This window comes from Mucilaginibacter sp. FW306-07-L (assembly GCF_058782065.1).
Map to the genome: position 1 here is coordinate 527,049 of NZ_JBYSXI010000003.1, position 23,232 is coordinate 550,280.

Consider the following 23,232-nt stretch of genomic DNA (forward strand, 5'->3'; position numbering starts at 1 on the left):
AAAAATTCAAACGTAATCAGAATTTCGCTCATTACGAAGTTTTAAGCTTATTATTTACGGATATTCTTTTTCAACATGGTAAATAAAGCCGCGCGCATAATACCATCTGATTGCATTTGCTGCGGCGGCACTGGTATGGTATTGCACACATACTGAAAAACCTTTTGGCTTTCGGGTCAAAAATGTACTTTTGCTCACTTTAAATAAACACGGGCTATGCTAAGAACACATACTTGCGGCGAATTAAATATCAATTATTTAGGCCAAACAGTAACCCTTTGCGGATGGGTGCAAAAATCGCGCGATTTGGGCGGTACCACCTTTATTGATGTACGCGACCGTTTTGGTTTAACCCAACTGGTGCTGAATGTTGATACCGATGCCGACCTGCGTGAAAGAGCACGTAGCCTGGGCCGCGAGTTTGTGATCAAAGTAAGCGGCAAGGTGCTTGAGCGTACCAGCAAAAACCCTAAAATAGCCACGGGTGATATTGAAATTGGTGTTGAGGAACTGGAAATACTTAACGCGGCCAAAATACCGCCCTTTTTAATTGAGGATGAAACGGATGGCGGCGAGGAACTGCGTGCCAAATACCGTTACCTCGACCTGCGCCGTAACCCGATACGCCAAAACCTGATGCTGCGCCACCGCATGGGCCAGGAAGTGCGTAAATACCTGGACGCGCAAGGCTTTATGGAAGTAGAAACACCGGTTCTGATTAAGTCTACACCTGAAGGCGCACGTGATTTTGTGGTGCCAAGCCGCATGAACCCAGGTGAGTTTTACGCCCTGCCGCAATCGCCGCAAACCTTTAAGCAGTTGCTGATGGTGAGCGGGTTCGACCGTTATTTCCAGATCGTAAAATGTTTCCGCGATGAGGATCTGCGTGCTGACCGTCAGCCTGAGTTTACACAGATAGACTGCGAGCTTTCGTTTGTGGAGCAGGAAGATATATTGAACATTTTTGAAGGCCTTACCCGCCATTTATTCAGCGTGGTTAAAGGTGTCTCGTTAGATACTTTCCCACGTATGCAATACTCAGATGCGATGCGTTTGTACGGCTCAGATAAGCCCGACCTTCGCTTCGGCATGCAATTCGTTGAATTGAACGACGTGGTTAAAGGCAGCAACTTCGCTATTTTCGATAATGCCGAGCTGGTGGTTGGTATTAATGCCAAAGGCTGTGCGGGCTATACCCGTAAACAGGTTGATGAGCTGACCGACTGGTTAAAACGCCCGCAAATTGGCGCTACCGGGTTGGTATATTGCCGTTACAATACCGATGGCACGCTTAAATCATCGGTTGATAAATTTTATAATGAGGACGCGCTCACAAACTGGGCAGCGGCGTTTGAGGCTGAACTGGGCGATTTAATGCTGATACTCGCCGGCCCTGCCGATAAGGTACGTAAGCAATTGAACGAGCTTCGCCTGGAGATGGGCGGCCGCTTAGGCTTACGCGATAAGGATAAATTCGCGCCGCTGTGGGTGGTTGACTTCCCGCTGCTGGAATGGGACGAAGAAAATGGTCGTTACCACGCCATGCACCACCCGTTCACCTCGCCAAAACCGGAAGATATAGCTTTGTTAGATACCGAACCGGGCAGCGTACGCGCCAACGCGTATGACTTGGTGATCAATGGTACTGAGATAGGCGGCGGTTCTATCCGTATCCACGAAAAAACATTACAATCGCTGATGTTCAAGCACCTGGGCTTTTCGGCGGAAGAAGCGCAAAAGCAATTTGGCTTTTTGCTGGATGCCTTTGAATTTGGTGCTCCGCCGCATGGCGGTATAGCGTTTGGGTTTGACAGGTTGTGCTCCATCTTCGCCGGGTTGGATTCTATCCGCGATGTGATCGCCTTCCCTAAAAACAACTCAGGCCGTGACGTGATGATCGATTCGCCGTCAACCATCGCGCCCGAACAAATGAAGGAATTAAGCATTACCACCACCATTTAACATAAAGCCTGTAGCGCTTTGCCGCTAACTTACGTTAGGGTAGAAAAAGAAAATATGAGCAGATTAAAATACGTATTTAGCGCTTTAGCCATTATAATGGTTGCTTTTGCTGCTTGCAAAAAGGATAGTGGTGATAAGTTTGATGCCGCGAAACAAGCCAAAATAGATAGCGCGGCTATCCAGGCATATATTAAAACGTATAATGATACTACCACTAAAGCTAAAATTAACGCTACCCGAGATGAGAACGGTATTTTTTACCAGATACTCACACCTGGTACAGGTAGTTATCCAACAGTAAATTCAACCATTAATATTAATTATACAGGTAAGTTTTTTGATGGTAAAATATTTGATTCCGGAAATACCGATCTGCCGTTAACCAGCTATATACGCGGATGGCAATTAGGTATTCCGCGTATTAATACCGGAGGCCGTTTGTACCTTATCATTCCATCAGGTTTAGCTTATGGCCCCGGTGGCAGAGGTACTATTCCTCCAAATACACCCCTCATTTTTACGGTTGATCTGTTAAGTTTCAAATAGTACGTATAAATATTATCTTTAAGGCAAAACCTTCATCTATGAAAAAGTTTTGCCTTATTGCTTTCTCTCTGTTTTCGTTAGCCGCATCGGCTCAAAACACCAAACTTAAAGCAACCGCCGCCGCTAAAGCCGATGCCTTGCAAGCCAAACTGGTTGCCTGGCGGCGTGATTTTCATCAAAACCCCGAACTGGGTAACCGTGAGGTACGCACATCGGGCATCATAGCCAAACACCTGCAAAGCCTGGGTATTGAGGTTAAAACGGGTATAGCCACAACCGGTGTAGTAGGTATATTAAAAGGCGGTAAACCAGGCCCGGTAGTAGCCCTGCGTGCCGATATGGATGGCTTGCCGGTAAGCGAGCGTGTTAATCTCCCGTTCGCCTCAAAAATAAAAACCACCTATAACGGGCAGGATGTAGGCACCATGCATGCCTGCGGACATGATTCGCACATGGCGATATTGATGGCCGTGGCCGAGGTATTGTCGGGCATGAAAAAGGATCTGGCCGGAACGGTAAAATTCATTTTTCAACCTGCGGAAGAGGGCGCGCCTTACGGCGAAAAGGGCGGTGCCGAAGAGATGGTGAAGCAGGGCGTACTTACCAACCCTAATGTAGATGCTATATTCGGGCTGCATATTAATTCCAGCTTAGAGGTGGGCACTATTACCTGTCGCCCCGGCGGCACCATGGCTGGCGTTAACGATATGATGATCACCGTAAAAGGTAAATCATCGCACGGTGCTTATCCATGGCAGAGTGTTGACCCGGTGGTGGTATCGGCGCAGATCATCAGCAGCCTGCAAACCATTGTTAGCCGTAATGTAAACGTAACGCAAAACCCGGCCGTGGTAACCATTGGCGCTATTAAGGGTGGTACAAGGTTCAATATCATTCCGGAAGCTGTGGAAATGCAGGGCACCCTGCGCTTTTTTACTGATGCGGATGAAAAGCTGATCACCAGCCGTGTAAAGCAGATCGCCGAAAAAACCGCTGAGGCCTACAATGCTACCGCCGACGTAAAAATACCCTACAGCAACCATTACCCGGTAACCTATAACGACCCAGCGCTTACCGCCAAAATGCTGCCCACCTTACAGGCTACGGCTGGGAAAGATAATGTGCTGCAGGTACCACCCGTTACCGGTGCCGAAGATTTTAGCTTTTACCAGGAAAAGGTGCCCGGCATCTTCTTTTTTTTAGGCGGAATGCCCAAAGGCGGCAACCCACTCACCGCGCCGCCGCACCATACGCCCGATTTTTTTATTGACGAAAGCGGTTTTACCCTCGGCGTAAAAGCCCTGTGCAACTTAACGCTGGATTATATGGCGGCTAAAAGTAAGTAATAAATGAAGCCCGACCAGCACATGGAAGAATTTGTAACCTTTAAAAAATTTAATGACCAGGCACTGGCCGAGGATCTGGTGGTTTTATTAAAAGAGAATGATATCGCTTACCGGGTTGAAGAAGATGCCTTGTCGTTTAAGCCCTATTTTAACAATAACGATGAGCTTGACAGGGAGTATTTGATTAACATAAGTCCGGCCGATTTTGACCGGGCTAATAGAATATTGGATGAAGCTGAAGCAGAAAATCTGGCCCAGGTAAACAGCGATCATTATTTGTTTGCCTTCTCTGACGATGAGTTAATGGATGTGATTACTAAGACCGACGAGTGGAGTAACTTCGACCAGCAACTGGCCAAAAAGATATTACATGATCGTGGTGTTAATGTTAGTGATGAGCAGGTTAATGACGCAAGGCAATCGTACATTCAAATATTAAAAAAGCCTGAACGAAATACTACGCCGCTTATAATTTCGGGTTATGTTACAATTGTGTTGTTTAGTATAGTCGGTGTTTTTATTGGCTGGCTGCTCCACTTTTCTAAAAAAACCTTGCCTAATGGAGAGCGGGTTTACATGTATAAAGATGCCGACAGAAAACATGGCATAGCGATATTCATATTTTCTATTTTAATCGGGGTAATAATTTTGGCTTTACGGATATACAAAGCAAAATACAACTGATTACATCAGTGAGTTTAAGTAATCTGTACAGGCAATACTTATTGTTTTATTAACAGACATTAGTTAATTTGGCAAAAAACCAAACCTATGAAAACCCGCACATTAATATTCACTAAAGCATTTTTAATAATATTTTTACCGCTTGTATTTGCCTGCTACCAGCAAAGCGCGGCTAAGCGAATCAATGTATCCTGTTTAATAAAGCCACAAGCAGACAGTTTAAACAAAGAATTTTTACGATTAAGCGAAATGCGTATCAGCGGCAAACTGCCAATGGAAAGCAATTTAAAAACCTGAAAGCTGTATTTGGTAAGCCCGATAGTATTGTTACCCCTGATATGAATGATATTTGTACATCATACTACGATAAAAAGTTTGACTACTATTATGTAAAAGGCATGACCTTTGAAAAATATAACGATACGGTAGTATTTACGGATGTGGATTACAGTAAGGGCTCTGCGGTATATTTATCGTTTGGTAAAATCAAACTTGATAAAACAACTACCCTGGATGTTATTAAAAAACTGTTCCCTGTTTCAGGAACTGAAGTTTCAGAAATTAAAATGGCAGAAGGTACGTTCGATACAGTAAGGTTAGCACCCACCGAAAAAATAAGCGATGATTCACTCTTGCTATTTTTTGATAAAAAAACGGGTAAGTTAGTCCGCGTTTCATATCATATGCCTTGTTAATACTTTCATTTGGCAAACCTGTTATTTATTTGTAGCAAAAACCAGTGGCGCAGCCCCACGGCCGAACTATTATTTAAAAACCATCCCGTGCATTCGGCCCGCTCTGCAGGCACGAGCGATAAGGCACGCGTCCGTGTCAATCAAAAAATGATTGATTGGGCTGATGTTATATTTGTAATGGAGCGTAAACACCGGGCGTTGCTTACCCAGCGGTACAGTTTAAATGATAAGCAACTCATCGTGCTTGATATTGCAGATGAATACCAGTTTGGCGATCTGGAACTGATCGGTATTTTTAATAGTTCACTCTCTGCTTATCTTTAAACCGGCCAAACCGCTTTTGTTTATGGCGGTTGTATAAATAAAGAAGCAAACATGTCATCACACCATGTAGTACGTGAAAAACAGGAACCGGCCTTGCTGGTGCTGGGGTTGAACAACTTTTCGGACGAGCTTTTGGGGCAACTGCTGGAGTGGAGCCCGACCGTAATAGCCACGCCCGATACTGCCGAACAATTACATGCCTTTGGCATCAAGATGGATTGGCTGATAACGGATGACGCGGATGCTGACCTGCAATCAGACGTAAAACTGATGCCTGCCGGTGCGGACGATGCCGCCGTGGCTGCCCTCAAATTTTTAGTTACGCATGGCTACCCCGCCGTAAATATTGTAACAGATGACCTGCAGCTAAAGGATTTTATGTTCTTTGCGGATAAGATAAACCTGGTATTACTAAATGGCAACCAGCGCATTTACGCCATAACAAGCGGTTTTAGCAAATGGAAACCCGCCGGGCAGGTGATCAGGATACTATCGCACCCCAATGAGCTGCATACCGCCGGGCTTGAGGCAACAGGCGGCGGCAGTTTTAAAACCACACACGATGGCTTTATAAGCCTTCAGTTCGATCTGCCGCAACTGTTTATTGCCGAGGAGATGTGAGTTACAATCCGTAGGAATCCATCGGGTCTTCATCGCCCTTTTTCTTACCGGCAGATTGATGTTCTGCCCTTGCGGCTTCGTCCTCTTCCATAGCTTCAATAGCATGCTTTTGTGCGTCGCTGTTAAACCTGGCCGCATTCTCATTGCCCTCATTCAAATGCCCATCCCGGTCATTCAAATCATTAATGTTAGCATTCATAATTTTAAAATGGTTTATAATTATACTGTAAACATCCGTTTGCTATATAAAGTTTTGCCTGCCAGGGCGTTATAATTGCATAAGGCAGTACGGTAAAACACTTCAAATAATTTAAGCACCGTTAAACCGTTTGATTATTTAATAGTCTGTATTATATAATAACAGCGAAGCTGTTAGTCAACAATATCTTAAAAGGATGAAAAGGTCATATAGAAATTTGCTTTATGTTGCTTTAAGCGGGCTGCTTTGCTCGTTTACAGTATTTAGCGCCGATGCGCAACGCGGTTCTCGCGGAGGCGGCGGTGGCGGAGGTTCTCGTGGTGGTGGTGGCAGCGTAGGCGTTTCCCGTCCTTCCTTTGGTGGCGGTGGCGGTATGTCTCGCCCGTCAATGAGTTCCGGCGGCTCTCGCCCGTCATTTGGCGGCGGTGGCTCAAGGCCGTCATTCGGTAGTTCAAACCAGGGTCCGCGCATGTCGTCGCCGGGTACAAGGCCGGGTGGTTCAGGCAGGTTTGATAACCAGGCTGGCATCAGCAGGGGTAATATGCCGTCAAGCAGCCGTTATGGTAATCAAAGCGGCAGGTTTAATAATAATGGCAACCGGGTTTACGGTCGCCCGCCATATAACGGCCGTGGCTATTATAGCAACCGTTACTATGGTAACAACCGCTATTATGGCAGCCGTTACTACGGTAACCGGGGTTATTATGGCCGTGGATATTATGGTGGCCGTGGCTTCTATTATCCTTATCGTGGCTATTATTCATCGTATTACATGCCGCATATTGGCTTTAGCATAGGAGTGCTGCCGTTTGGCTACTATCCGTTTTACTGGAACAATGCACAATATTATTATAGTGATGGCTTATACTATCAACAAAGTACTGACGACCAGTATACCGTAGTTGAGCCACCGGTAGGTGCTGAAATAAAAGAAGTTCCTGAAAAAGCGCAATCCATCGTTATAAACGGCAATCAGTACTATGAGCTGAATGGCATATATTATCAGCCGGTAACCAAGGATGACGGTACCACCACTTACCAGATAGCCGGTAAGGACGGTGAACTGAATACCGACGAAGGTTATAACGAACAACTGCCTTTGGTGGGCGATATTGTGGTTGAACTGCCTGCTGACACCCGTAAGGTTACCCTGAACGGTGAAAAACTTTATATAGACCAGATGGGGGTGTATTATAAGGAAGACCGCGACGCTAACGACAAAAAAGTTTACAAGGTAGTTGGTGTGCCCGATGATAATAAAGATAAAGATCAACCCGCCGATAACGACGACGACGATCAGCAATAAGTATTTAAATAGTGATTATATAGTTTGGCGGATGGGTGCTTTGAGGTATCCATCCGCTTTTTTATAAAAAAAACAGGCGGTACTTATGGGTACCGCCTGTTTGTGTTTTATATCAGTTTATATTAAAAAAGCTGCTGAATAATATCGTCATTAGTAAGCCCCTCGGCTTCGGCATGGTAGCTACGTACTATACGGTGGCTTAATATAGGTTTGGCTATAGCCTGCACATCCTCAATATCCGGCGAATATTTACCGTTAATAACCGCGTGGCACTTGGCCCCCAATATCAAAAACTGCGAAGCGCGTGGGCCAGCCCCCCAGTTTAGTAAACGTTTTACTTGCGGTGTGGCAAACTCGCCGTTAGGGCGTGTTTTGGTAACCAGCTTAACAGAATATTCCAGCACATTATCAGCTACCGGTATATTGCGTACCAGTTGCTGAAAGTAAACGATCTGTTGCGCGTTAAGTATGGGGTTAACATCGCTTTTAAATGTACCGGTAGTATTTTTAACCACCTGGAGTTCCTCGGCAAAGGTTGGGTAATTCAGGGTAACGTTAAACATAAACCTATCCAGTTGCGCCTCGGGCAGCGGGTAGGTGCCCTCCTGCTCAATCGGGTTCTGCGTAGCTAACACAAAAAATGGCTGCGCCAGCTTATGGGTGATACCCGCGGCGGTAACCGATTTTTCCTGCATGGCCTCGAGCAATGCCGCCTGGGTTTTGGGTGGCGTGCGGTTTATTTCATCAGCCAAAATAATGTTTGAAAACACAGGCCCGTGAATAAACTTAAAGTTACGGTCCTCACCTAAAATCTCCGCGCCGATAATGTCCGACGGCATTAGGTCGGGCGTAAATTGTATGCGCTTAAAATCAAGCTGTAAGGCCTGTGCTACGGTTTGTACCAGCAACGTTTTGGCAAGGCCTGGTACTCCAACCAACAGGCAATGCCCGTTGCTGAATATGGATACCAGCACATATTTGATCACCTCGTCCTGCCCTATAATTACCTTGCCTATTTCGGCACGCAGGTTTTTATAGGCCTGGCTTAGTGCATCGGCAGCCTCAACGTCTGATCCGTATTGCATAGATAGGGTTAGTTAACTTGCGCGGTTGTAACGGTAGACCATCCCTTTAATTGCGGGCAGGCAGCGCTTTGCTCATCAATACGGATGTAAGTTTCCTTACGTTTGCGCTCAAACCATTCGCTAATCATACGGCTCATTTTAGCGTTGTAAGCCTGTTCCTTCAGTTTAGGAAAATCCTTCTCAAGGCTGGCCTTGTGCGCGTCAGTTACTGATTTCAGGTAGAGTATCTTGTAGCTCTTTTTGCCATCCTTTTCAGTTAATAGCTGTGGTTTTGAAAATTCGCCAACCTTCATGGTGTCAATCACCAGGGCTACCTGCGGGTCAAGTTTATCGGTTGGTATCAGCGTACTGCGTGATTGTACATCCTCGAGGTTCAGCATCATGCCACCATTGTACTTGGTGTCTTTATTATCTGAGTAAAAAGAGGCCGCGCTCGAAAAATCGATAGCTTTATTCTTTTTCATCATGGTATAAATACTATCGGCCATGTGGCTTGCTCGTGCAAGGCTTGGCTCGGTAGTTACCGGTATAATTAATATATGGCGTACGTGTACCTGCTCGCCGCGGCGTTCAATCACCTGTAAAAAGTGAAAACCGTAATCGGTTTCAAATACAGGCGAAATTTCACCCGCCTTTAGCTTAAACGCGTAAGCGGCAAATTCCTTTACGTAGCTGTTACGGTCGGCAAAACCCAGGTCACCACCTTCGGCAGCCGATCCATCCTGTGAATACAGGCGGGCAAGCGAGGCAAAATCCTCACCTTTTTTTACACGGGCACGCAGGTCTTCGGCTTTCTGCTTGTAAACCGCTTTTTCTTCCTTAGTTAGCTTAGGCTGAAAAACGATCTCGCCAACCTCAACCTCTTTGTTAATAGTAGGCAGGCTGTCCTTAGGTATCTTTTCAAAAAACTCCTTAACCTCCTGCGGGGTAACATTCAGCTTTTCGATGATCTTTTCGCGCATGCGCTGGGCAACCAACTGTTCGTGCAGGTCATCGCGTATTTCATCTTTGTATTGAATTACCGAGCGGCCTAAAAAGCCTTCAAGCCTTTCCTGCCCGCCGGCACGCTGTATCATGCCGCGCATACGACGGTCAACCTCGTTATCAACCTCTTCATCCTTTACCTGCACGCTATCAATAACGGCTTGCTGGCCAAGCAATTTCTGGCTTACCAGAGTTTGCATTATCTGGCATTTAATGTCAGGATTAGGCGTACCGCCCTCGGCCTGGTAGCGCGCGTATTGCAGTTCTATGTCTGATTGTAGTATAGGGCTGTTGCCTACCACGGCCGCAACCTTATCAAGCATTTGTTTTTTTTGCGCGAATGCAGTACCTGCCATCAGCATCAATCCTAACGCCACCTTCGCGATCTTTTTCATATATGTTAATTTGCTCATTCTGTATCGGATAGCTATCCTTTAAAAAAACACGAATTTCGGTAAAAAATTGTTAATTACCGCGTTAAAATAAATATGCACTCTATTAATGTGCTAATATGCCCATAAAGCTTCAAAGCGTTTAATTACTTTTGTTAAAATTTGTTAAAGTGAGAGTAGAAGATCCGGCCGCGTATAAGTATTTGTTTGATGATGATGTTTTCTTGCTCAATACAGAAAAGCACCTTTTTAACGATGGGTTAACCACTGTTAATGAGCCGGCCGAAACACAACAAGCCGAAACAACGCCCGAAGTAACCATGCCGATTGAAGCGGCGGTACCAACGCAGGTGCAGTACCTTGGGCAAAATAAAAAAGGTTTGTTGGTTTTAACCGGTTATGCCGATGCCGTTTTTATTGCGCCGGATCATCAGGCCGCCCTTGAGGCAACTTTAAAACGGAAGGATTATACCATAGATGATATAGCCATCGTTAACCTTGATAAACATCCGGATGCTACTATGGCGGATCTGCTAAAGCAGCTTGCCCCGCAAAAAATAATGGTATTAGGCAAGGCCACCGCGCCGAAAGAGCTTTTGGCAACGGCGTTTAACCAGGCAGCGGTGTTTAATAATTTACCGGTATTGATCACTTTCGCTTTTGGGGAGATGATGAGCAGCAACGAGAATAAAAAAGCTTTTTGGGAGCAGGTAAAAAACTTTTAAACAACATGCACAAACTTGTATTAGCCACCAACAACCGCCATAAGTTAGAGGAAGTGGCGCAGATGATCGGTGATAAGATAACGCTGCTCACCCTTGCCGATATTGGCTTTACCGGAGATATTGACGAAACCGGCACCACCTTCGCCGAAAACGCATCTATTAAAAGCCGCTATATTTTTAACCGTTATAATATGAACTGCTTTGCCGATGATAGCGGGCTGGAAGTTGATGCCCTTAATGGCGAACCGGGCGTTTATTCGGCGCGGTACGCAGGCGCGCATGGCAATCATGAGGCTAATATGGATAAGGTGCTTAACAGCCTGCAGGGTGAAGCTAACCGGGCAGCCCGTTTCCGTACGGTAATATCATTGATGTGGGAAGGGCAGGAGCATTTTTTTGAAGGAACGGTTGAGGGAACCATCCGTGAACAGCGGGCGGGCAACGGCGGTTTCGGGTACGACCCGATATTTGAACCAGCCGGGCATAGCGTAACTTTTGCCGAAATGAGCATGGACGAAAAGAACGCCATAAGCCATCGTGCGAGGGCGCTTAAAGGCTTGATCAATTTTTTAGAAAATATTGCCTGATTTTTAGGATGCCGAGGAATTTATATGTTTGTTAATTATGCGTAACCCGTTAAAGCATCAGGAAACTATCGACTATCTGCTTAAAATAGTTTGGCAAAATATGGCCAACCGCTATAACCAGATTGTTATTGAGCATGGTATTACTCAAAAAATAGGTTACCTGCTTATTAATATTGATGAAACGGAGGGTACTACCGTATCGCAGGCGGCGCAGTTGCTGGGCTTAAAATCAACCAGCCTTTCGCGGATGCTTAACCACTTGGAAACAACCGGTTTGATATACCGTGAAATGAACGCGGGCGATAAGCGCTCCGTTAAAATATACCTCACCCCTGCGGGTATTGAAAAACGCCACCTGGCACGCCAGGTGGTTAAACAGTTTAATAATTACCTGAACAGCCGTATTAACGAGAAGGAACGTGATTACCTGAGCAGCCTGCTTAAAAAGATCAATACCCTTACCCTTAATTATGATCCGGATAAACATTAAACCTGCCAAAATAAAGCACCCGCCGCAGCGTTAAACGTTAAAAAGTGTTAAGCTGCTGTTTTTGAATTATAAAAGAATAACTTTGCCGGTTGAGAAGTAAGATGAACAGGATACTGTTGGTTATATTATGTTTTGTGGCGGTGGCTATGGCCGAGGGCTGCAAAAAATCATTAGTTGGTGCCGAAAAATACCGTGAGCAGGCCCGTATTGATGATGAAATAATGCAGCGCTATATTGCTGATAATAACCTGCAGGATGTAGCAAAGCGGATTGATACCACCGGCGTTTATTACATTGTACTTAACGCGGGCAGCGGTAACAGTGTATTTACAAACGCAACCAGGGTAACGGTAGGCTACAAAGCTAAATTACTGTTAACAGGCCAGGGCGTTGATTCTACCGGTGATTTCCATCCGTCATATACGCTGGGCAGCGGTATTATCAGGGCATGGCAGTTGGGCATACCGCAGGTTCAAAAAGGCGGTAGGGTACGTATACTATCGCCATCGCGCTATGCTTACGGGCCGTATGATCAGCTTACTTATGGTATACCCGCCAACTCACTGCTCGATTTTGACATAACGCTATACGACGTAACGAACTAATATAAATGAAACAAAAACTATTTACGCTTTTACTTTTCTCAACCGTAATATTCGCATCATGCAATAAGGATAAGGTTTATCCGGATATTAAGGAGTATGATGACCAGCAGATAAAAAACTATATAAGTGCCAATGCCCTTAACAGCATGGTGCGCGACACTACCGATGGCGATACCTCGGGTTTATATTACCAGCTAATTGACAAAGGCATGGTTGATAGCCCGCGCATCCAATATTCTGACCGTGTGGCCATGGTTTATACCATCCGCAGTTTTGATGGAAAGTATATTGCTACGGATACCATAATTAACCACTACTATGGTTTTTTAGGCCAGTTTAGCCGCTCAAGCTTACCAAAAGGCTTACAAAACGCTATTTATAATGTGCTTAAATACAAAGGAGGCAGCATGCGTTTGCTTATTCCGTCGCGTTTAGCTTATGGCGTTTCGGGTTTTGGCACAGGCAGCAGCAGTTCAGGCAACCGTATAGCAGGCAATCAGTGTTTAGATTATTGGGTACGCATTATAGGCGATCAAAAAGCTTATGATGATCTGAGCATTAACAAATATGCCAATGCTTATGGCATCGGCATAACCGGTTACACAAAAACCGCGTCAGGCCTATATTATAAACTTTCCGGATCAGATACTGGAAAAGTAATAACCAAAACATCAACCGTTGGAGTTACCTATTCATTATACAACATGAATAACACGAAGCTTGATGAAGTAACCACAAGTACCAGTCTTGTTGTTGAAGACAGAGAATTAGGGATTCAGGAAGCAATGCAAAAAGCAAGGAACGGGCAAACAGTGTCGATTATAGCACCATCTCATTTAATGTATGGCTTTGCGGGTAGTACTTCTATTCCAGCATTTAGCTGCTTAAAGTGGGACTTTTCTATCACCAGTGTAACCAGCAATGGCGGTGGAGTAATTACCCCGGAGGATTAAAATATTTTAGACTCCTATAAATATAAATGCCTGGTAATTTCAAATTACCAGGCATTTATATTTATAGGAGCAGTAGTTATGTATCAAATTCTTTTAACCCGGTAACTAATTATCGGGTCGCTAATTTTGAATTAATAAAAAGAAGTATTTTGATTAAGTTTTGGATTTACATCGAACTCATTTCTAAAAAGCTCATGTATCTTCTGATTAACTTCCTTACGGCTAACCATAGCCGCATTGCGGCGGCATTTTAAATGATGCTCACGGGCTATTTTTTCAGCCAGTTGGCCTACGGTTTTAACAGCTAACTGCCTGCCGCGTTTTTTGGCCATTAATGAGCCTGCCGCGAACAGCGTAAGCCCTATACAGCCAACCTGCCAGTTAAAGTAAACGGTTGTTAACGACAGCACGAATAATATGGCCAAGCCTGTTATAATACTTTGCTTAGGCTGCAATACATTTAAACGCAGGCCCATTTCACCCTCAATATCCGCTACAAGCTGTAATCTTTCCTCTTCGGGGAAAACATCTTTAAGGCAGGTATTGGTATTAATGGCGCACCTGTCAATAATAGTGGAGGCGGTAATGGCGTTACGTAACATGTAAAATGCATGCTGTGTAGTACAGGCATCATGGTTTTCGAGCTTTAGCCGGCTGTGAACAACGTTGCACAAATCGCCAATGGTGTGTATTTGCTGAAGATCATTCGGCGTAAGGTGTACGCCAAATGACCTTTCAACTTTTTCTATGACAGCATCTGCCAGATCAATTTTATCCAGCAGTAATAATTTATGATCCATTAATTAAAGAACAAGTTTCACAATCAGAGAAAACCGGTTGTTATTTACTTAAATACATTGATTTCTCTTTATACAAATGCCTGAAGTATGGGTCCTGCAGGTTAGGGATAAAGCGTATCGCCTCACCTGTCGACTTCATTTCAGGGCCAAGCTCCTTGGCTACTTCAGGGAATTTATCGTATGAGAATACCGGCTCCTTAATAGCATAGCCTTTTAGTTTACGTACAATACTAAAATCCTTTAGTTTATGCGTACCCAGCATTATTTTAGCAGCTATATTGATGTAAGGCACATCATACGCCTTGGCAATAAACGGTACGGTACGTGATGCGCGGGGGTTAGCCTCAATTACATATACCTTTTCCTCTTTTATAGCGAACTGTATGTTCAGCAAACCACGCACGTTAAGTGCAGTAGCTATCTTTTTGGTATAAGTTTCCATCTGCTCGATCACGTTGTCTGACAGGTCAAACGGAGGCAGCACCGCGTAGGAGTCGCCTGAGTGAATACCGGCAGGCTCAATGTGCTCCATTAAACCTACGATGTGCACATCATCACCATCACTGATCGAATCAGACTCGGCTTCGGATGCACGGTCAAGGAAATGGTCAATCAGCACACGGTTGCCGGGCAGATTTTTCAGTAAGCCAACTACCGCTTTTTCCAGGTCTTCATCATTAATTACGATGCTCATACCCTGGCCGCCTAATACATAACTTGGGCGAACCAATACCGGGTAACCTACTTCGTGCGCTACTTCAAGGGCTTCTTCAGCACTCTCGGCAACACCATATTTAGGGTAAGGAATGTTAAGCTCTTTCAGCAGGTCAGAGAAACGGCCGCGGTCTTCGGCGATATCCATATCGGTAAACGAGGTGCCGATAATGCGGATCCCGTGCTCATGCATCTTTTCAGCCATTTTAAGGGCTGTTTGGCCACCTAACTGAACTACTACGCCATAAGGCTTTTCTAATTCGATGATCTCGCGTACGTGCTCCCAAAATACGGGCTCAAAGTACAGCTTATCGGCCATGTTAAAGTCGGTTGATACGGTTTCAGGGTTACAGTTAACCATGATGGCTTCAAAACCGGCTTCTTTTGCTGCCAGCAGGCCATGCACGCAGCTATAATCAAACTCAATACCTTGGCCAATACGGTTAGGGCCTGAGCCTAATACAATGATCTTTTTCTTGTCAGACACTACCGACTCATTCTCGCCCTCGTAGGTTGAGTAGTAGTACGGTGTTTTTGCCGGGAACTCCGCGGCGCAGGTATCAACCATTTTATACACGCGGCGTATACCTAATTGCTTACGGCGCTGGTAAACATCCTCTTCGGTCGTGTTTGTCAGTACGTAAGCGATCTGCGCGTCAGAGAAACCTTTTTGTTTCAGGGTGAATAAGAAGTCTTCAGGAATATTATTGAGTGAATACCGGCGAAGTTCGTTCTCCATGTTAACCACTTCCTGTATCTGGTTCAAAAACCAGCGGTCAATTTTGGTAGCCTTGCGTACTGATTCAATCGGCACGCCAAGGCTCAGGGCATCATATATATGGAACAGCCTGTCCCAGCTTGGGTGTTCAAGGCTGTGCATAATTTCATCAAGGTTGCGGCTCTGGCGGCCGTCGGCACCTAAACCGGCGCGGCCTATCTCCAAACTCTGGCAGGCTTTCTGCAAGGCTTCGATAAAGGTACGGCCTATGCCCATTACCTCACCTACTGATTTCATTTGCAGGCCCAGTTCGCGGTTGGCGCCCTTGAATTTATCAAAATTCCAGCGAGGGATCTTCACGATCACGTAATCCAGCGTTGGCTCAAAGTAAGCCGAAGTGGTTTTGGTGATCTGGTTTTCTATTTCATCCAGGTTATAACCGATAGCCAGTTTGGCGGCTATTTTAGCGATAGGATAACCGGTAGCTTTTGATGCCAGTGCTGATGAGCGTGATACCCGTGGGTTGATCTCGATAGCGATGATCTCCTCATTAGCCGGGTTTACCGAGAACTGTACGTTACAGCCACCGGCAAAGTTACCAATGGCACGCATCATTTTGATGGCCTGGTTACGCATATCCTGGTAGCAGCGGTCGCTCAGCGTCATGGCAGGAGCCACGGTGATCGAGTCGCCGGTGTGGATGCCCATCGGGTCAAAGTTCTCGATAGAGCAGATGATGATCACATTATCTCTGCTGTCGCGAAGCAGCTCCAGCTCATATTCTTTCCAGCCTAATACCGCCTGCTCCACCAGTACCTCGTGTGTAGGTGATGCCTGCAAGCCACGGCTCAGGGCCGCGTCAAACTCTTCTTTTTTATGCACAAAGCCTGCGCCTTTACCACCCAGCGTATAGCTTGGGCGTATTACCAGCGGGAACCCGATAGTTTGCGCAGCCTCTTTACCCTCTAAAAACGAGTTAGCGATTTTTGAGGTGGCCACGCCAACACCAATGTCAACCATTAACTGGCGGAAGGCTTCGCGGTTCTCAGTTTTTTCGATAGCGGCAATATCAACACCGATAATCTTAACGCCGTATTTTTCCCAGATGCCCTGCTCATCCGCGCTGATGCAAAGGTTTAGCGCGGTTTGGCCGCCCATGGTAGGCAGTACAGCATCAATTTGCTGCTCCTGTAAAATTTGTTCAATGCTTTCGCAGTTCAAAGGCAGCAGGTAAACGTTATCAGCAATAACCTTATCCGTCATGATAGTGGCGGGGTTGCTGTTGATAATGGTTACGGAGATACCTTCCTCTTTTAACGAAAGCGCGGCTTGTGAGCCTGAGTAATCAAACTCGCAGGCCTGGCCTATAATGATAGGGCCTGAACCAATAATTAATACCGATTTGATGGAAGAGTTTTTGGGCATAGGGCTTTTTTAATTCAAAAAGTTAAAGTTATAGCCGCCATCCATTTAGCTGGATTTACGGACTGTTACCTATGCGCTGAAAGCGAGGATAAAACCGACTTCAGCGTCGGGGTGCAAAGATAGAACTTATTGAATTAAATTGCGGGGATTTTTATAATTTTTTAAGGTCTTCGATCTTGCACAGCAATAGGCAGAGATTTTAGCTATAAAGTTTCAAGTTTTAATGATACTAATTAAGCTTTAAACTATTATCAATCGCATCTCAAAGTTTAATAAGCAACCTGTTTACTATACATGATTATAGCGAGCCAGTCAATAATATTAAAGGTTTTAACGAATGCCAAAAGCTATCGGCCACTTATAGTCGGTATCTGCAATTATTCCATAGCGTTTTCCGGGTATCCAACCCTTCATGCGGGAAACTACCCTAATTGCTTCTCTATCAATATCATTGCTTACCGGCTTAAGCACTCTTACATTACCCACTGTACCATTAACTTTTACAGTAATAAATATTAAAACCGTCCCTTCTATGCCGTTATTTCGGGCAGATGCAGGGTAGCGTATATGCGCTTCTAAATATTTGCGAATACCTGGCATACCACCGGGATATTCAGGAGGTTCCACGCGTGTGGTATAGCTATGCTTTTGGCCGGCAGCGTCTATTGATTCGCCTGATATCAGCATACCGTTTTCGTCATACTGCTCGGTATATGTTGCTTTAAGCCAACGGTTGCGCCCAGTCCATTTACCAACCCGCTTACCGTTTTTTAAATCGCCTTCTAATATAACCGATTTAAAATCGGATGTATATTCAATATAATGCCCATTACCTTCGGTAACCAATTCCTTACCAGTAGAATCAAGGCTGGTAACAATCTCTGTTTCTACTTCTTGAAGAAAAATGTTGCTTGCTTTTTCGTCTGATTTTATGATTTTTACAACATCATGTAATTTGCCATTTGGATAATAGGCGTATTGCAAACCCATTGGTTGCCCGTTTACATAATTTTCAATGCTCTTTTTTTTGCCATTGCTGTAATAGTTTATCAACGAGCCATCAGGGCGAAACAACTCAGCCGATGTTGAATACCCCACGGCTTTTTTACTGCCATTTTTGTAATATTCTGTAACAGAGTAGAGCGTGCTTGTCGGATCAGACTCGGTTATAACCCTGATGTAGTCAGCGCTGTCTTTTGTGGAAACATAACTGCCGTCATTTTTGATAAAATACACGTTCTGAGCTTGTGAATATGCGCTTAATGCGAATAATAATAGCGCCAATAGCGCGTATATGAAACGTTGCATAGTGGTGTGTAAGGTTGGTATAAATATAATAACTGTAGTTCAATGTATGTTACAGTATACTGGGAATGGGTTAAGTTATTTGCCCGGCTTTTTATTCGGATCTGTAAGCCCAAACTGTATTGGCAGCGTAGCTACTGATGCGGCTTTGCAGTATACCCCTCTCTTCAATGCAGGAATCCATCCGGTTGAACTCATGATTACCCGTTCGGCTTCTGCTGAGGTATACTGATCAAGCGATCTTAAAATTTTGCTTGAAACGATTGTACCGTCCGGGCCTATTATAAAAGAGATAAACACTCTTCCCTGAATATTATTAGCCCGTGATTGCATTGGGTAAACAAGATTTTTTTCCACATATGTTTTAAAAACCTCTAATCCACCTTTATAAGTAGGGAGGGTTGGTTCAAGGCTGTTATAATGATGCTTTATGCCTGAGCTATCAACGGATAGGCCCGATATTACAACCCCGCTCTCATATATCTCATTAAAGCTGACCTTTAGTAAAGTATCGATTCCTTTCCACCCGCCATTTCTTTTCCCGTTTTTTATATAGCCCTCTTGTATAACTGATCTGAAATTATCATTGTATACTTTGTAGTATCCGTTTTTTTCTTTGGTCAGTATATCTCCATTGAGATAATTGCATGTTATAACCTCGTACTTATTCATCGCTTCGTCGGTGTTATGGGCTTCTAACGAAGTAGCCTTATAGTAATTACGTAAAAGATATAATTTGCCATTGGGAAAATACTCATAACGATCACCCCATATACTCCCCCTTACGTAATCGGTAATGCTCTCGACCCTTCCGTTGGGATAATAAGTAACTATTTTTCCATGGAGTGTATAAAAATTAGGAGTAATTGATTTACCCGCCAGTTTTATCTTGTTGTTAGGATATACCTCTACAACATTGTATAGTACATCGCCGGAGTCTGGTTTGCTGATTATTCTTATAAAATCAGCGCTATCCCTGGTGTTTACAATTTTGCCATCATTCCTTACAAACCATGCGTTTTGAGCAATCGCCACAGTTGATAGCAATACAGAGCATGCTATGCTGAAAGCAAATTTTTTAAGCATGTGATGGAATAGGTATTGTTTACTTTACTTAATCAGCTTATTATCCGTATCCGGAAAAACCAAAACCGGTTCGTAAACTTTGGCTTCTTCGCGCTCCATGTAGGCATAGCTCATGATGATCACAATATCACCCACCTGGGCTAAACGTGCTGTTGCGCCGTTAAGGCAGATGGTACCGGAACCGCGCTCGCCACGTATAACGTAGGTTTCAAAACGCGCACCGTTATTGTTATTTACTATCTGTACTTTCTCGTTGGCAATAATGTTTGCCGCATCCATCAAATCCTCATCAATGGTAATACTGCCCACATAGTTCAGTTCGGCCTGGGTGACCTTTACCCGGTGAATTTTGGATTTTAACACCTCAATTATCATGGCGCAAAGTTAGTAATTTGAATTGGAGTAATTTTTAATAGTTAGGGTGCTGCTATATTATTACAATAGGTTGATTTGTGCCGCCTTCTATTTAATTATCATATTATCAATCAGCCGGGTATTGCCCACTTTGGCCGCTACTAAAGCAACAATATGCGTTGTATTTTGATTGGCCGGGTGCAAGTTATCCCCATCAACTATTTCAAAATAATCAAGCGCTACACCAGGCTCGCTACCAATTGCGGCTTCTGCCTGTTGCTTCAATGCCGCTATGTTCGTGCTGTTAAATTGACTTTTTAGGTTATTTAAGGTTTTAGAAAGCACAAGCGCGTGCAAGCGGTCATCAGCCGTAAGGTGCACGTTGCGTGAGCTCATGGCCAAACCATCGGCATCGCGCTCAATGGGGCACATTACCAGTTTAACGGGCAATGCAAGCAACTCCACCATACGGTTCACTACCATAAATTGCTGATAATCTTTTTGCCCGAAATACGCTTTATCGGGCTTAACCATATCAAAAAGCTTAAACACCACCTGTGTTACGCCCTGGTAATGTCCGGGCCTGAATGCGCCTTCAAGCAAGTGCTCCAGTTCGCCAATGTTTAAATGCCATTGCTCATTGCTGGCATACATTTCGCTAACGGGCGGGTTAAACAGCGCATCGCATCCGGCCTGCTCCAGTTTTTCTATATCAGCCTCGATCGGGCGGGGATATTTTTCAAGGTCTTTAGGATCATTAAACTGCGTTGGATTTACAAAAATGCTGCATACCACAATATCGCACTCCTGCTTTGCCCGCTCAATTAAGGTAATATGGCCGCGGTGCAAGGCCCCCATGGTAGGCACAAAGCCAATGGTAGCTCCGCCGGTTTGCAAAGGTTGCAAATGCTGCCTTAGCTGTTGTTTGGTGGTTATAATTTTCAATGCCTTAAAGTGCTTAAAAAATTCGGCGAAAATGAGTAATTAATTAAAAATATCCAAACTTATGTTGTGCAATTAATTGATAGTTCATATAATATCCCTATATTTGTACTCTCAAAATTTATTTTGACGTCTTATACTTACTAAATACAAATTTATAGAGATGGGTAAATCTAAGCTTTTGTTTATAGCTCATGAAATGTCACCTTTCCTTGAACTCACAAAAATTTCTGAAATAGTACGCAATTTGCCCCAGGCAATGCAGGATAAAGGTTACGAGATCCGTATCCTGATGCCCCGTTTCGGCAATATCAATGAGCGCAGGAACCGACTACATGAAGTGATCCGTTTATCAGGCATGAACATCATTATTAATGACAACGACAATCCGCTGATCATTAAAGTGGCTTCAATACCTTCAGCACGTATGCAGGTATATTTTCTTGATAACGAAGAGTACTTTCAACGCAAGCACGTGTTTACCGATAAGGATGGCAAATTTTACGCCGATAACGATGAGCGCATGATCTTCTTTTGCAAAGGAGCACTTGAAACCGTTAAAAAATTAGGCTGGGCGCCAGACATGATCCACTGCCACGGCTGGATGAGCGCGCTGGTACCCGCGTACCTGAAAACCACCTATAAGGACGATCCGACCTTTAAAAACTCCAAGCTGGTTTACTCTATTTACGAGAATGATTTTGCAGGGCAACTGAATGATGATTTCGCGCAAAAAGCGGTAATGAATGGCATGACCGAGGCGCACACTGAAGTGTACAAACCGGCCACCAGTTCGGCACTTTACGCCGGTGCTATCCACTATTCAGATGGTGTGATATTAGCGGCTGAGAACATAGACGAGGATGTGTTAAATAATGTTAAAAACAGCAATAAACCTGTTTTAGATTACAATTCTACTTCGGATGTGGAAAATTATTACAATTTTTACGACGAAATTGCCACTGAAGAGCTGGCACAGGTTGTATAAAGTTGAATAAGATATTTTTTTAACATATGAGATTTTTCAGATTAGACTTATTAACCCTGTTGATAAGTCTTTTTATTTTAAATAGTTGCAAAAACCCGGATGGTGTAGGCCTGGATATTGACGAAAACAATCAGGTAAGCGGCTCCCTGTTGGTTGATACCAACATTACGCTTAACACGGTGCCCGAAGATTCTGTCGTCGTGTCGGACCTCGGGCGTTCAACACTTGCTTATTTTAATGATGCCGAGCTCGGCTTAACAGAATCAGCACTGATTACTGATATTAATTTACCGGGTGGTACCGCTTACACCAAGCCAACCGGCGATATGGTAGTTGACTCGGCTGTGTTGATGCTTAAATACGCGCCAACCGGTTTTTATGGCGACTCATTGGCCTCTACCTACAAATTAAACGTTTATCAGCTTAGTGAAAAGCCACAAAACGTGGTTTATTATAACAGTAAAAAATGGACTCCACTTAGCACCGTTATCGGTACTAAAACTTTTATTGCCCGCCCGCATGATACTATCCGGGTTACTTCAATTGTTGACGGCGCTGCTGATACCGCTATTCGTGTTGTGCCTCAAATACGGGTTAGGTTGAGCACGGAGTTGATCAGGGGTTGGCTAAACTCAACAGATGCGGCGCAGTCAAACCTGGCTTTTCAAAATCTGGCTAAAGGGCTATATGTAAAAATAGACCCTACAGGCACAACAGGCTCAGGCGGTATTATCGCCTTATCAACCGGCGACTCCATAGCTGTTTATACCACGGTTACATCCGGATCAACCAAGGACACCACCGTAGTTGGTTTGCCTATCAGCCGTTATATTAACGAAGTTAAGCATACTTATAGCGACCAGGTTAAGGCCGCGCTTGCCAATACTACTACCACCAATCAAACGGCCTACTTACAAGGCATGGGTGGCTTACGTGTAAAAGTAAATTTTGATAAGTTAACAGAACTGCTGCCTAAGGATGTTATTATTAACCGTGCCGAAATGGTGATTATACCTAAGGCAGGCACACTAACGCCTTATGCGCCGTTGCCAAGGTTGGTGATGTACAAATCTGATCTGGCAAAGCAGCGTACCTACATTGAGGACATGGTGAATGGATCGGCCAACTTTGGCTTGCTGTTTGGCGGATACTATTCTATTCCTGTAAAAAACGAATACCGCTTTTTGCTTACCACTTACCTGCAAAACCTGGTAACCGGTAAGGATCAGGATTATGGCACTTATATAGCTGCCGATAATGAGGCACAAAGCACCGGTACAGGTGCAGCTCCTAATATAGGGGCAACAGCCTACCCAACAGCACGAACGGTGCTGTTAGGCAAAAACTCGCCTTACAGGGTGCAACTCAAAATAATATACACTAAAATTAAATAGTA

General features: G+C 44.4%; 24 protein-coding genes. 15 read left to right on the forward strand and 9 right to left on the reverse strand.

The features are described 5' to 3' along the window. Positions 1-216: 216 nt before the first annotated feature. From aspS to AC3WJC_RS17500, 7 genes are all read left to right on the forward strand, one after another. Entirely contained in the window at positions 217-1,962 is a 1,746-nt protein-coding gene (aspS, locus tag AC3WJC_RS17470; RefSeq protein ID WP_492400400.1) for an aspartate--tRNA ligase, read from the forward strand. Positions 1,963-2,016: 54 nt separating this feature from the next. Beyond that, positions 2,017-2,508 (forward strand): FKBP-type peptidyl-prolyl cis-trans isomerase, encoded by a 492-nt coding sequence (locus AC3WJC_RS17475; RefSeq protein ID WP_492400401.1) that lies wholly within the window; start codon positions 2,017-2,019, stop codon positions 2,506-2,508. A 38-nt stretch (positions 2,509-2,546) separates the two neighbouring features. Then, positions 2,547-3,854 (forward strand): amidohydrolase, encoded by a 1,308-nt coding sequence (locus AC3WJC_RS17480; RefSeq protein ID WP_492400402.1) that lies wholly within the window; start codon positions 2,547-2,549, stop codon positions 3,852-3,854. Between the two features lie 3 nt (positions 3,855-3,857). Then, positions 3,858-4,538 carry a hypothetical protein gene (locus tag AC3WJC_RS17485; RefSeq protein ID WP_492400403.1) on the forward strand — a complete coding sequence of 227 codons (681 nt, stop codon included), beginning with the start codon at positions 3,858-3,860 and terminating at the stop codon, positions 4,536-4,538. Between the two features lie 338 nt (positions 4,539-4,876). Further along, the gene (locus tag AC3WJC_RS17490; RefSeq protein ID WP_492400404.1) at positions 4,877-5,233 is read left to right on the forward strand and encodes a hypothetical protein; all 357 of its coding nucleotides are present in this window, start codon (positions 4,877-4,879) and stop codon (positions 5,231-5,233) included. A 9-nt stretch (positions 5,234-5,242) separates the two neighbouring features. Further along, positions 5,243-5,557 carry a low molecular weight protein tyrosine phosphatase family protein gene (locus AC3WJC_RS17495; RefSeq protein WP_492400405.1) on the forward strand — a complete coding sequence of 105 codons (315 nt, stop codon included), beginning with the start codon at positions 5,243-5,245 and terminating at the stop codon, positions 5,555-5,557. A 51-nt stretch (positions 5,558-5,608) separates the two neighbouring features. Further along, positions 5,609-6,178 carry a thiamine pyrophosphokinase gene (locus AC3WJC_RS17500; RefSeq protein WP_492400406.1) on the forward strand — a complete coding sequence of 190 codons (570 nt, stop codon included), beginning with the start codon at positions 5,609-5,611 and terminating at the stop codon, positions 6,176-6,178. A gap of 1 nt (position 6,179) precedes the next feature. On the opposite strand, the gene AC3WJC_RS17505 is transcribed toward AC3WJC_RS17500, so the two are convergent. Further along, complete coding sequence (locus AC3WJC_RS17505) at positions 6,180-6,377, reverse strand: hypothetical protein (protein ID WP_492400407.1); 198 nt, start codon at positions 6,375-6,377, stop codon at positions 6,180-6,182. A gap of 196 nt (positions 6,378-6,573) precedes the next feature. Here AC3WJC_RS17505 and AC3WJC_RS17510 point away from each other — a divergent pair, with 196 nt between their 5' ends. Next, positions 6,574-7,683 (forward strand): DUF6515 family protein, encoded by a 1,110-nt coding sequence (locus AC3WJC_RS17510; RefSeq protein WP_492400408.1) that lies wholly within the window; start codon positions 6,574-6,576, stop codon positions 7,681-7,683. A 122-nt stretch (positions 7,684-7,805) separates the two neighbouring features. Here AC3WJC_RS17510 and AC3WJC_RS17515 read toward each other — a convergent pair whose 3' ends face one another. Both AC3WJC_RS17515 and AC3WJC_RS17520 read right to left on the reverse strand, forming a co-directional pair. Next, positions 7,806-8,768: an AAA family ATPase gene (locus AC3WJC_RS17515; RefSeq protein WP_492400409.1), complete on the reverse strand. Its 963-nt coding sequence runs from the start codon at positions 8,766-8,768 to the stop codon at positions 7,806-7,808. Positions 8,769-8,776: 8 nt separating this feature from the next. After that, positions 8,777-10,147 (reverse strand): peptidylprolyl isomerase, encoded by a 1,371-nt coding sequence (locus AC3WJC_RS17520; protein WP_492400410.1) that lies wholly within the window; start codon positions 10,145-10,147, stop codon positions 8,777-8,779. A gap of 167 nt (positions 10,148-10,314) precedes the next feature. Here AC3WJC_RS17520 and AC3WJC_RS17525 point away from each other — a divergent pair, with 167 nt between their 5' ends. The 5 genes from AC3WJC_RS17525 (at position 10,315) to AC3WJC_RS17545 (ending at position 13,504) form a co-directional block, all read left to right on the forward strand. After that, positions 10,315-10,869, forward strand: a complete 555-nt coding sequence (locus AC3WJC_RS17525) for a hypothetical protein (RefSeq protein WP_492400411.1) — start codon at positions 10,315-10,317, stop codon at positions 10,867-10,869. Between the two features lie 5 nt (positions 10,870-10,874). Then, a complete protein-coding gene (locus AC3WJC_RS17530) occupies positions 10,875-11,456 on the forward strand; it encodes a non-canonical purine NTP diphosphatase (RefSeq protein ID WP_492400412.1) in 582 nt (193 codons plus the stop codon). 37 nt (positions 11,457-11,493) lie between these two features. Continuing rightward, the gene (locus AC3WJC_RS17535; protein ID WP_492400413.1) at positions 11,494-11,946 is read left to right on the forward strand and encodes a MarR family winged helix-turn-helix transcriptional regulator; all 453 of its coding nucleotides are present in this window, start codon (positions 11,494-11,496) and stop codon (positions 11,944-11,946) included. A gap of 101 nt (positions 11,947-12,047) precedes the next feature. Beyond that, a complete protein-coding gene (locus AC3WJC_RS17540; RefSeq protein ID WP_492400414.1) occupies positions 12,048-12,551 on the forward strand; it encodes an FKBP-type peptidyl-prolyl cis-trans isomerase in 504 nt (167 codons plus the stop codon). 5 nt (positions 12,552-12,556) lie between these two features. Beyond that, on the forward strand, positions 12,557-13,504 hold the full coding sequence (locus AC3WJC_RS17545) for an FKBP-type peptidyl-prolyl cis-trans isomerase (RefSeq protein ID WP_492400415.1): 948 nt from the start codon (positions 12,557-12,559) through the stop codon (positions 13,502-13,504). A 131-nt stretch (positions 13,505-13,635) separates the two neighbouring features. Here the strand turns inward: AC3WJC_RS17545 and AC3WJC_RS17550 are convergent, their stop codons facing one another. From AC3WJC_RS17550 to panC, 6 genes are all read right to left on the reverse strand, one after another. Beyond that, positions 13,636-14,304: a hypothetical protein gene (locus AC3WJC_RS17550; protein ID WP_492400416.1), complete on the reverse strand. Its 669-nt coding sequence runs from the start codon at positions 14,302-14,304 to the stop codon at positions 13,636-13,638. 40 nt (positions 14,305-14,344) lie between these two features. Further along, positions 14,345-17,161, reverse strand: coding sequence for a carbamoyl-phosphate synthase large subunit (gene carB, locus AC3WJC_RS17555; RefSeq protein WP_492400417.1), 2,817 nt, complete (start codon positions 17,159-17,161; stop codon positions 14,345-14,347). Between the two features lie 330 nt (positions 17,162-17,491). Beyond that, the gene (locus tag AC3WJC_RS17560) at positions 17,492-18,469 is read right to left on the reverse strand and encodes a TonB family protein (protein WP_492400418.1); all 978 of its coding nucleotides are present in this window, start codon (positions 18,467-18,469) and stop codon (positions 17,492-17,494) included. A gap of 75 nt (positions 18,470-18,544) precedes the next feature. Next, on the reverse strand, positions 18,545-19,552 hold the full coding sequence (locus AC3WJC_RS17565) for an energy transducer TonB (protein WP_492400419.1): 1,008 nt from the start codon (positions 19,550-19,552) through the stop codon (positions 18,545-18,547). Between the two features lie 24 nt (positions 19,553-19,576). Beyond that, positions 19,577-19,927, reverse strand: coding sequence for an aspartate 1-decarboxylase (gene panD / locus AC3WJC_RS17570; protein ID WP_492400420.1), 351 nt, complete (start codon positions 19,925-19,927; stop codon positions 19,577-19,579). A gap of 87 nt (positions 19,928-20,014) precedes the next feature. Continuing rightward, positions 20,015-20,851: a pantoate--beta-alanine ligase gene (gene panC, locus AC3WJC_RS17575; protein ID WP_492400421.1), complete on the reverse strand. Its 837-nt coding sequence runs from the start codon at positions 20,849-20,851 to the stop codon at positions 20,015-20,017. 160 nt (positions 20,852-21,011) lie between these two features. Between panC and AC3WJC_RS17580 the strand changes: the two genes are divergently transcribed. Both AC3WJC_RS17580 and AC3WJC_RS17585 read left to right on the forward strand, forming a co-directional pair. Further along, the gene (locus tag AC3WJC_RS17580; protein ID WP_492400422.1) at positions 21,012-21,836 is read left to right on the forward strand and encodes a glycogen/starch synthase; all 825 of its coding nucleotides are present in this window, start codon (positions 21,012-21,014) and stop codon (positions 21,834-21,836) included. Between the two features lie 26 nt (positions 21,837-21,862). Beyond that, complete coding sequence (locus AC3WJC_RS17585; RefSeq protein ID WP_492400423.1) at positions 21,863-23,230, forward strand: DUF4270 family protein; 1,368 nt, start codon at positions 21,863-21,865, stop codon at positions 23,228-23,230. Positions 23,231-23,232: the final 2 nt, after the last annotated feature.

Excerpts from the sequence above, each read along its gene's own strand:
- AC3WJC_RS17515 (WP_492400409.1), bottom strand. The coding sequence starts at position 8,768 with ATGCAATACGGATCAGACGTTGAGGCTGCCGATGCACTAAGCCAGGCC.
- AC3WJC_RS17485 (WP_492400403.1), top strand. The coding sequence starts at position 3,858 with ATGAAGCCCGACCAGCACATGGAAGAATTTGTAACCTTTAAAAAATTT.
- AC3WJC_RS17510 (WP_492400408.1), top strand. The coding sequence starts at position 6,574 with ATGAAAAGGTCATATAGAAATTTGCTTTATGTTGCTTTAAGCGGGCTG.
- AC3WJC_RS17505 (WP_492400407.1), bottom strand. The coding sequence starts at position 6,377 with ATGAATGCTAACATTAATGATTTGAATGACCGGGATGGGCATTTGAAT.
- AC3WJC_RS17550 (WP_492400416.1), bottom strand. The coding sequence starts at position 14,304 with ATGGATCATAAATTATTACTGCTGGATAAAATTGATCTGGCAGATGCT.
- AC3WJC_RS17565 (WP_492400419.1), bottom strand. The coding sequence starts at position 19,552 with ATGCTTAAAAAATTTGCTTTCAGCATAGCATGCTCTGTATTGCTATCA.
- carB (WP_492400417.1), bottom strand. The coding sequence starts at position 17,161 with ATGCCCAAAAACTCTTCCATCAAATCGGTATTAATTATTGGTTCAGGC.
- AC3WJC_RS17475 (WP_492400401.1), top strand. The coding sequence starts at position 2,017 with ATGAGCAGATTAAAATACGTATTTAGCGCTTTAGCCATTATAATGGTT.
- AC3WJC_RS17560 (WP_492400418.1), bottom strand. The coding sequence starts at position 18,469 with ATGCAACGTTTCATATACGCGCTATTGGCGCTATTATTATTCGCATTA.
- AC3WJC_RS17545 (WP_492400415.1), top strand. The coding sequence starts at position 12,557 with ATGAAACAAAAACTATTTACGCTTTTACTTTTCTCAACCGTAATATTC.
- AC3WJC_RS17520 (WP_492400410.1), bottom strand. The coding sequence starts at position 10,147 with ATGAAAAAGATCGCGAAGGTGGCGTTAGGATTGATGCTGATGGCAGGT.
- AC3WJC_RS17585 (WP_492400423.1), top strand. The coding sequence starts at position 21,863 with ATGAGATTTTTCAGATTAGACTTATTAACCCTGTTGATAAGTCTTTTT.
- AC3WJC_RS17540 (WP_492400414.1), top strand. The coding sequence starts at position 12,048 with ATGAACAGGATACTGTTGGTTATATTATGTTTTGTGGCGGTGGCTATG.
- AC3WJC_RS17500 (WP_492400406.1), top strand. The coding sequence starts at position 5,609 with ATGTCATCACACCATGTAGTACGTGAAAAACAGGAACCGGCCTTGCTG.
- AC3WJC_RS17535 (WP_492400413.1), top strand. The coding sequence starts at position 11,494 with ATGCGTAACCCGTTAAAGCATCAGGAAACTATCGACTATCTGCTTAAA.
- AC3WJC_RS17530 (WP_492400412.1), top strand. The coding sequence starts at position 10,875 with ATGCACAAACTTGTATTAGCCACCAACAACCGCCATAAGTTAGAGGAA.
- AC3WJC_RS17580 (WP_492400422.1), top strand. The coding sequence starts at position 21,012 with ATGGGTAAATCTAAGCTTTTGTTTATAGCTCATGAAATGTCACCTTTC.
- panD (WP_492400420.1), bottom strand. The coding sequence starts at position 19,927 with ATGATAATTGAGGTGTTAAAATCCAAAATTCACCGGGTAAAGGTCACC.
- AC3WJC_RS17490 (WP_492400404.1), top strand. The coding sequence starts at position 4,877 with ATGAATGATATTTGTACATCATACTACGATAAAAAGTTTGACTACTAT.
- aspS (WP_492400400.1), top strand. The coding sequence starts at position 217 with ATGCTAAGAACACATACTTGCGGCGAATTAAATATCAATTATTTAGGC.
- AC3WJC_RS17480 (WP_492400402.1), top strand. The coding sequence starts at position 2,547 with ATGAAAAAGTTTTGCCTTATTGCTTTCTCTCTGTTTTCGTTAGCCGCA.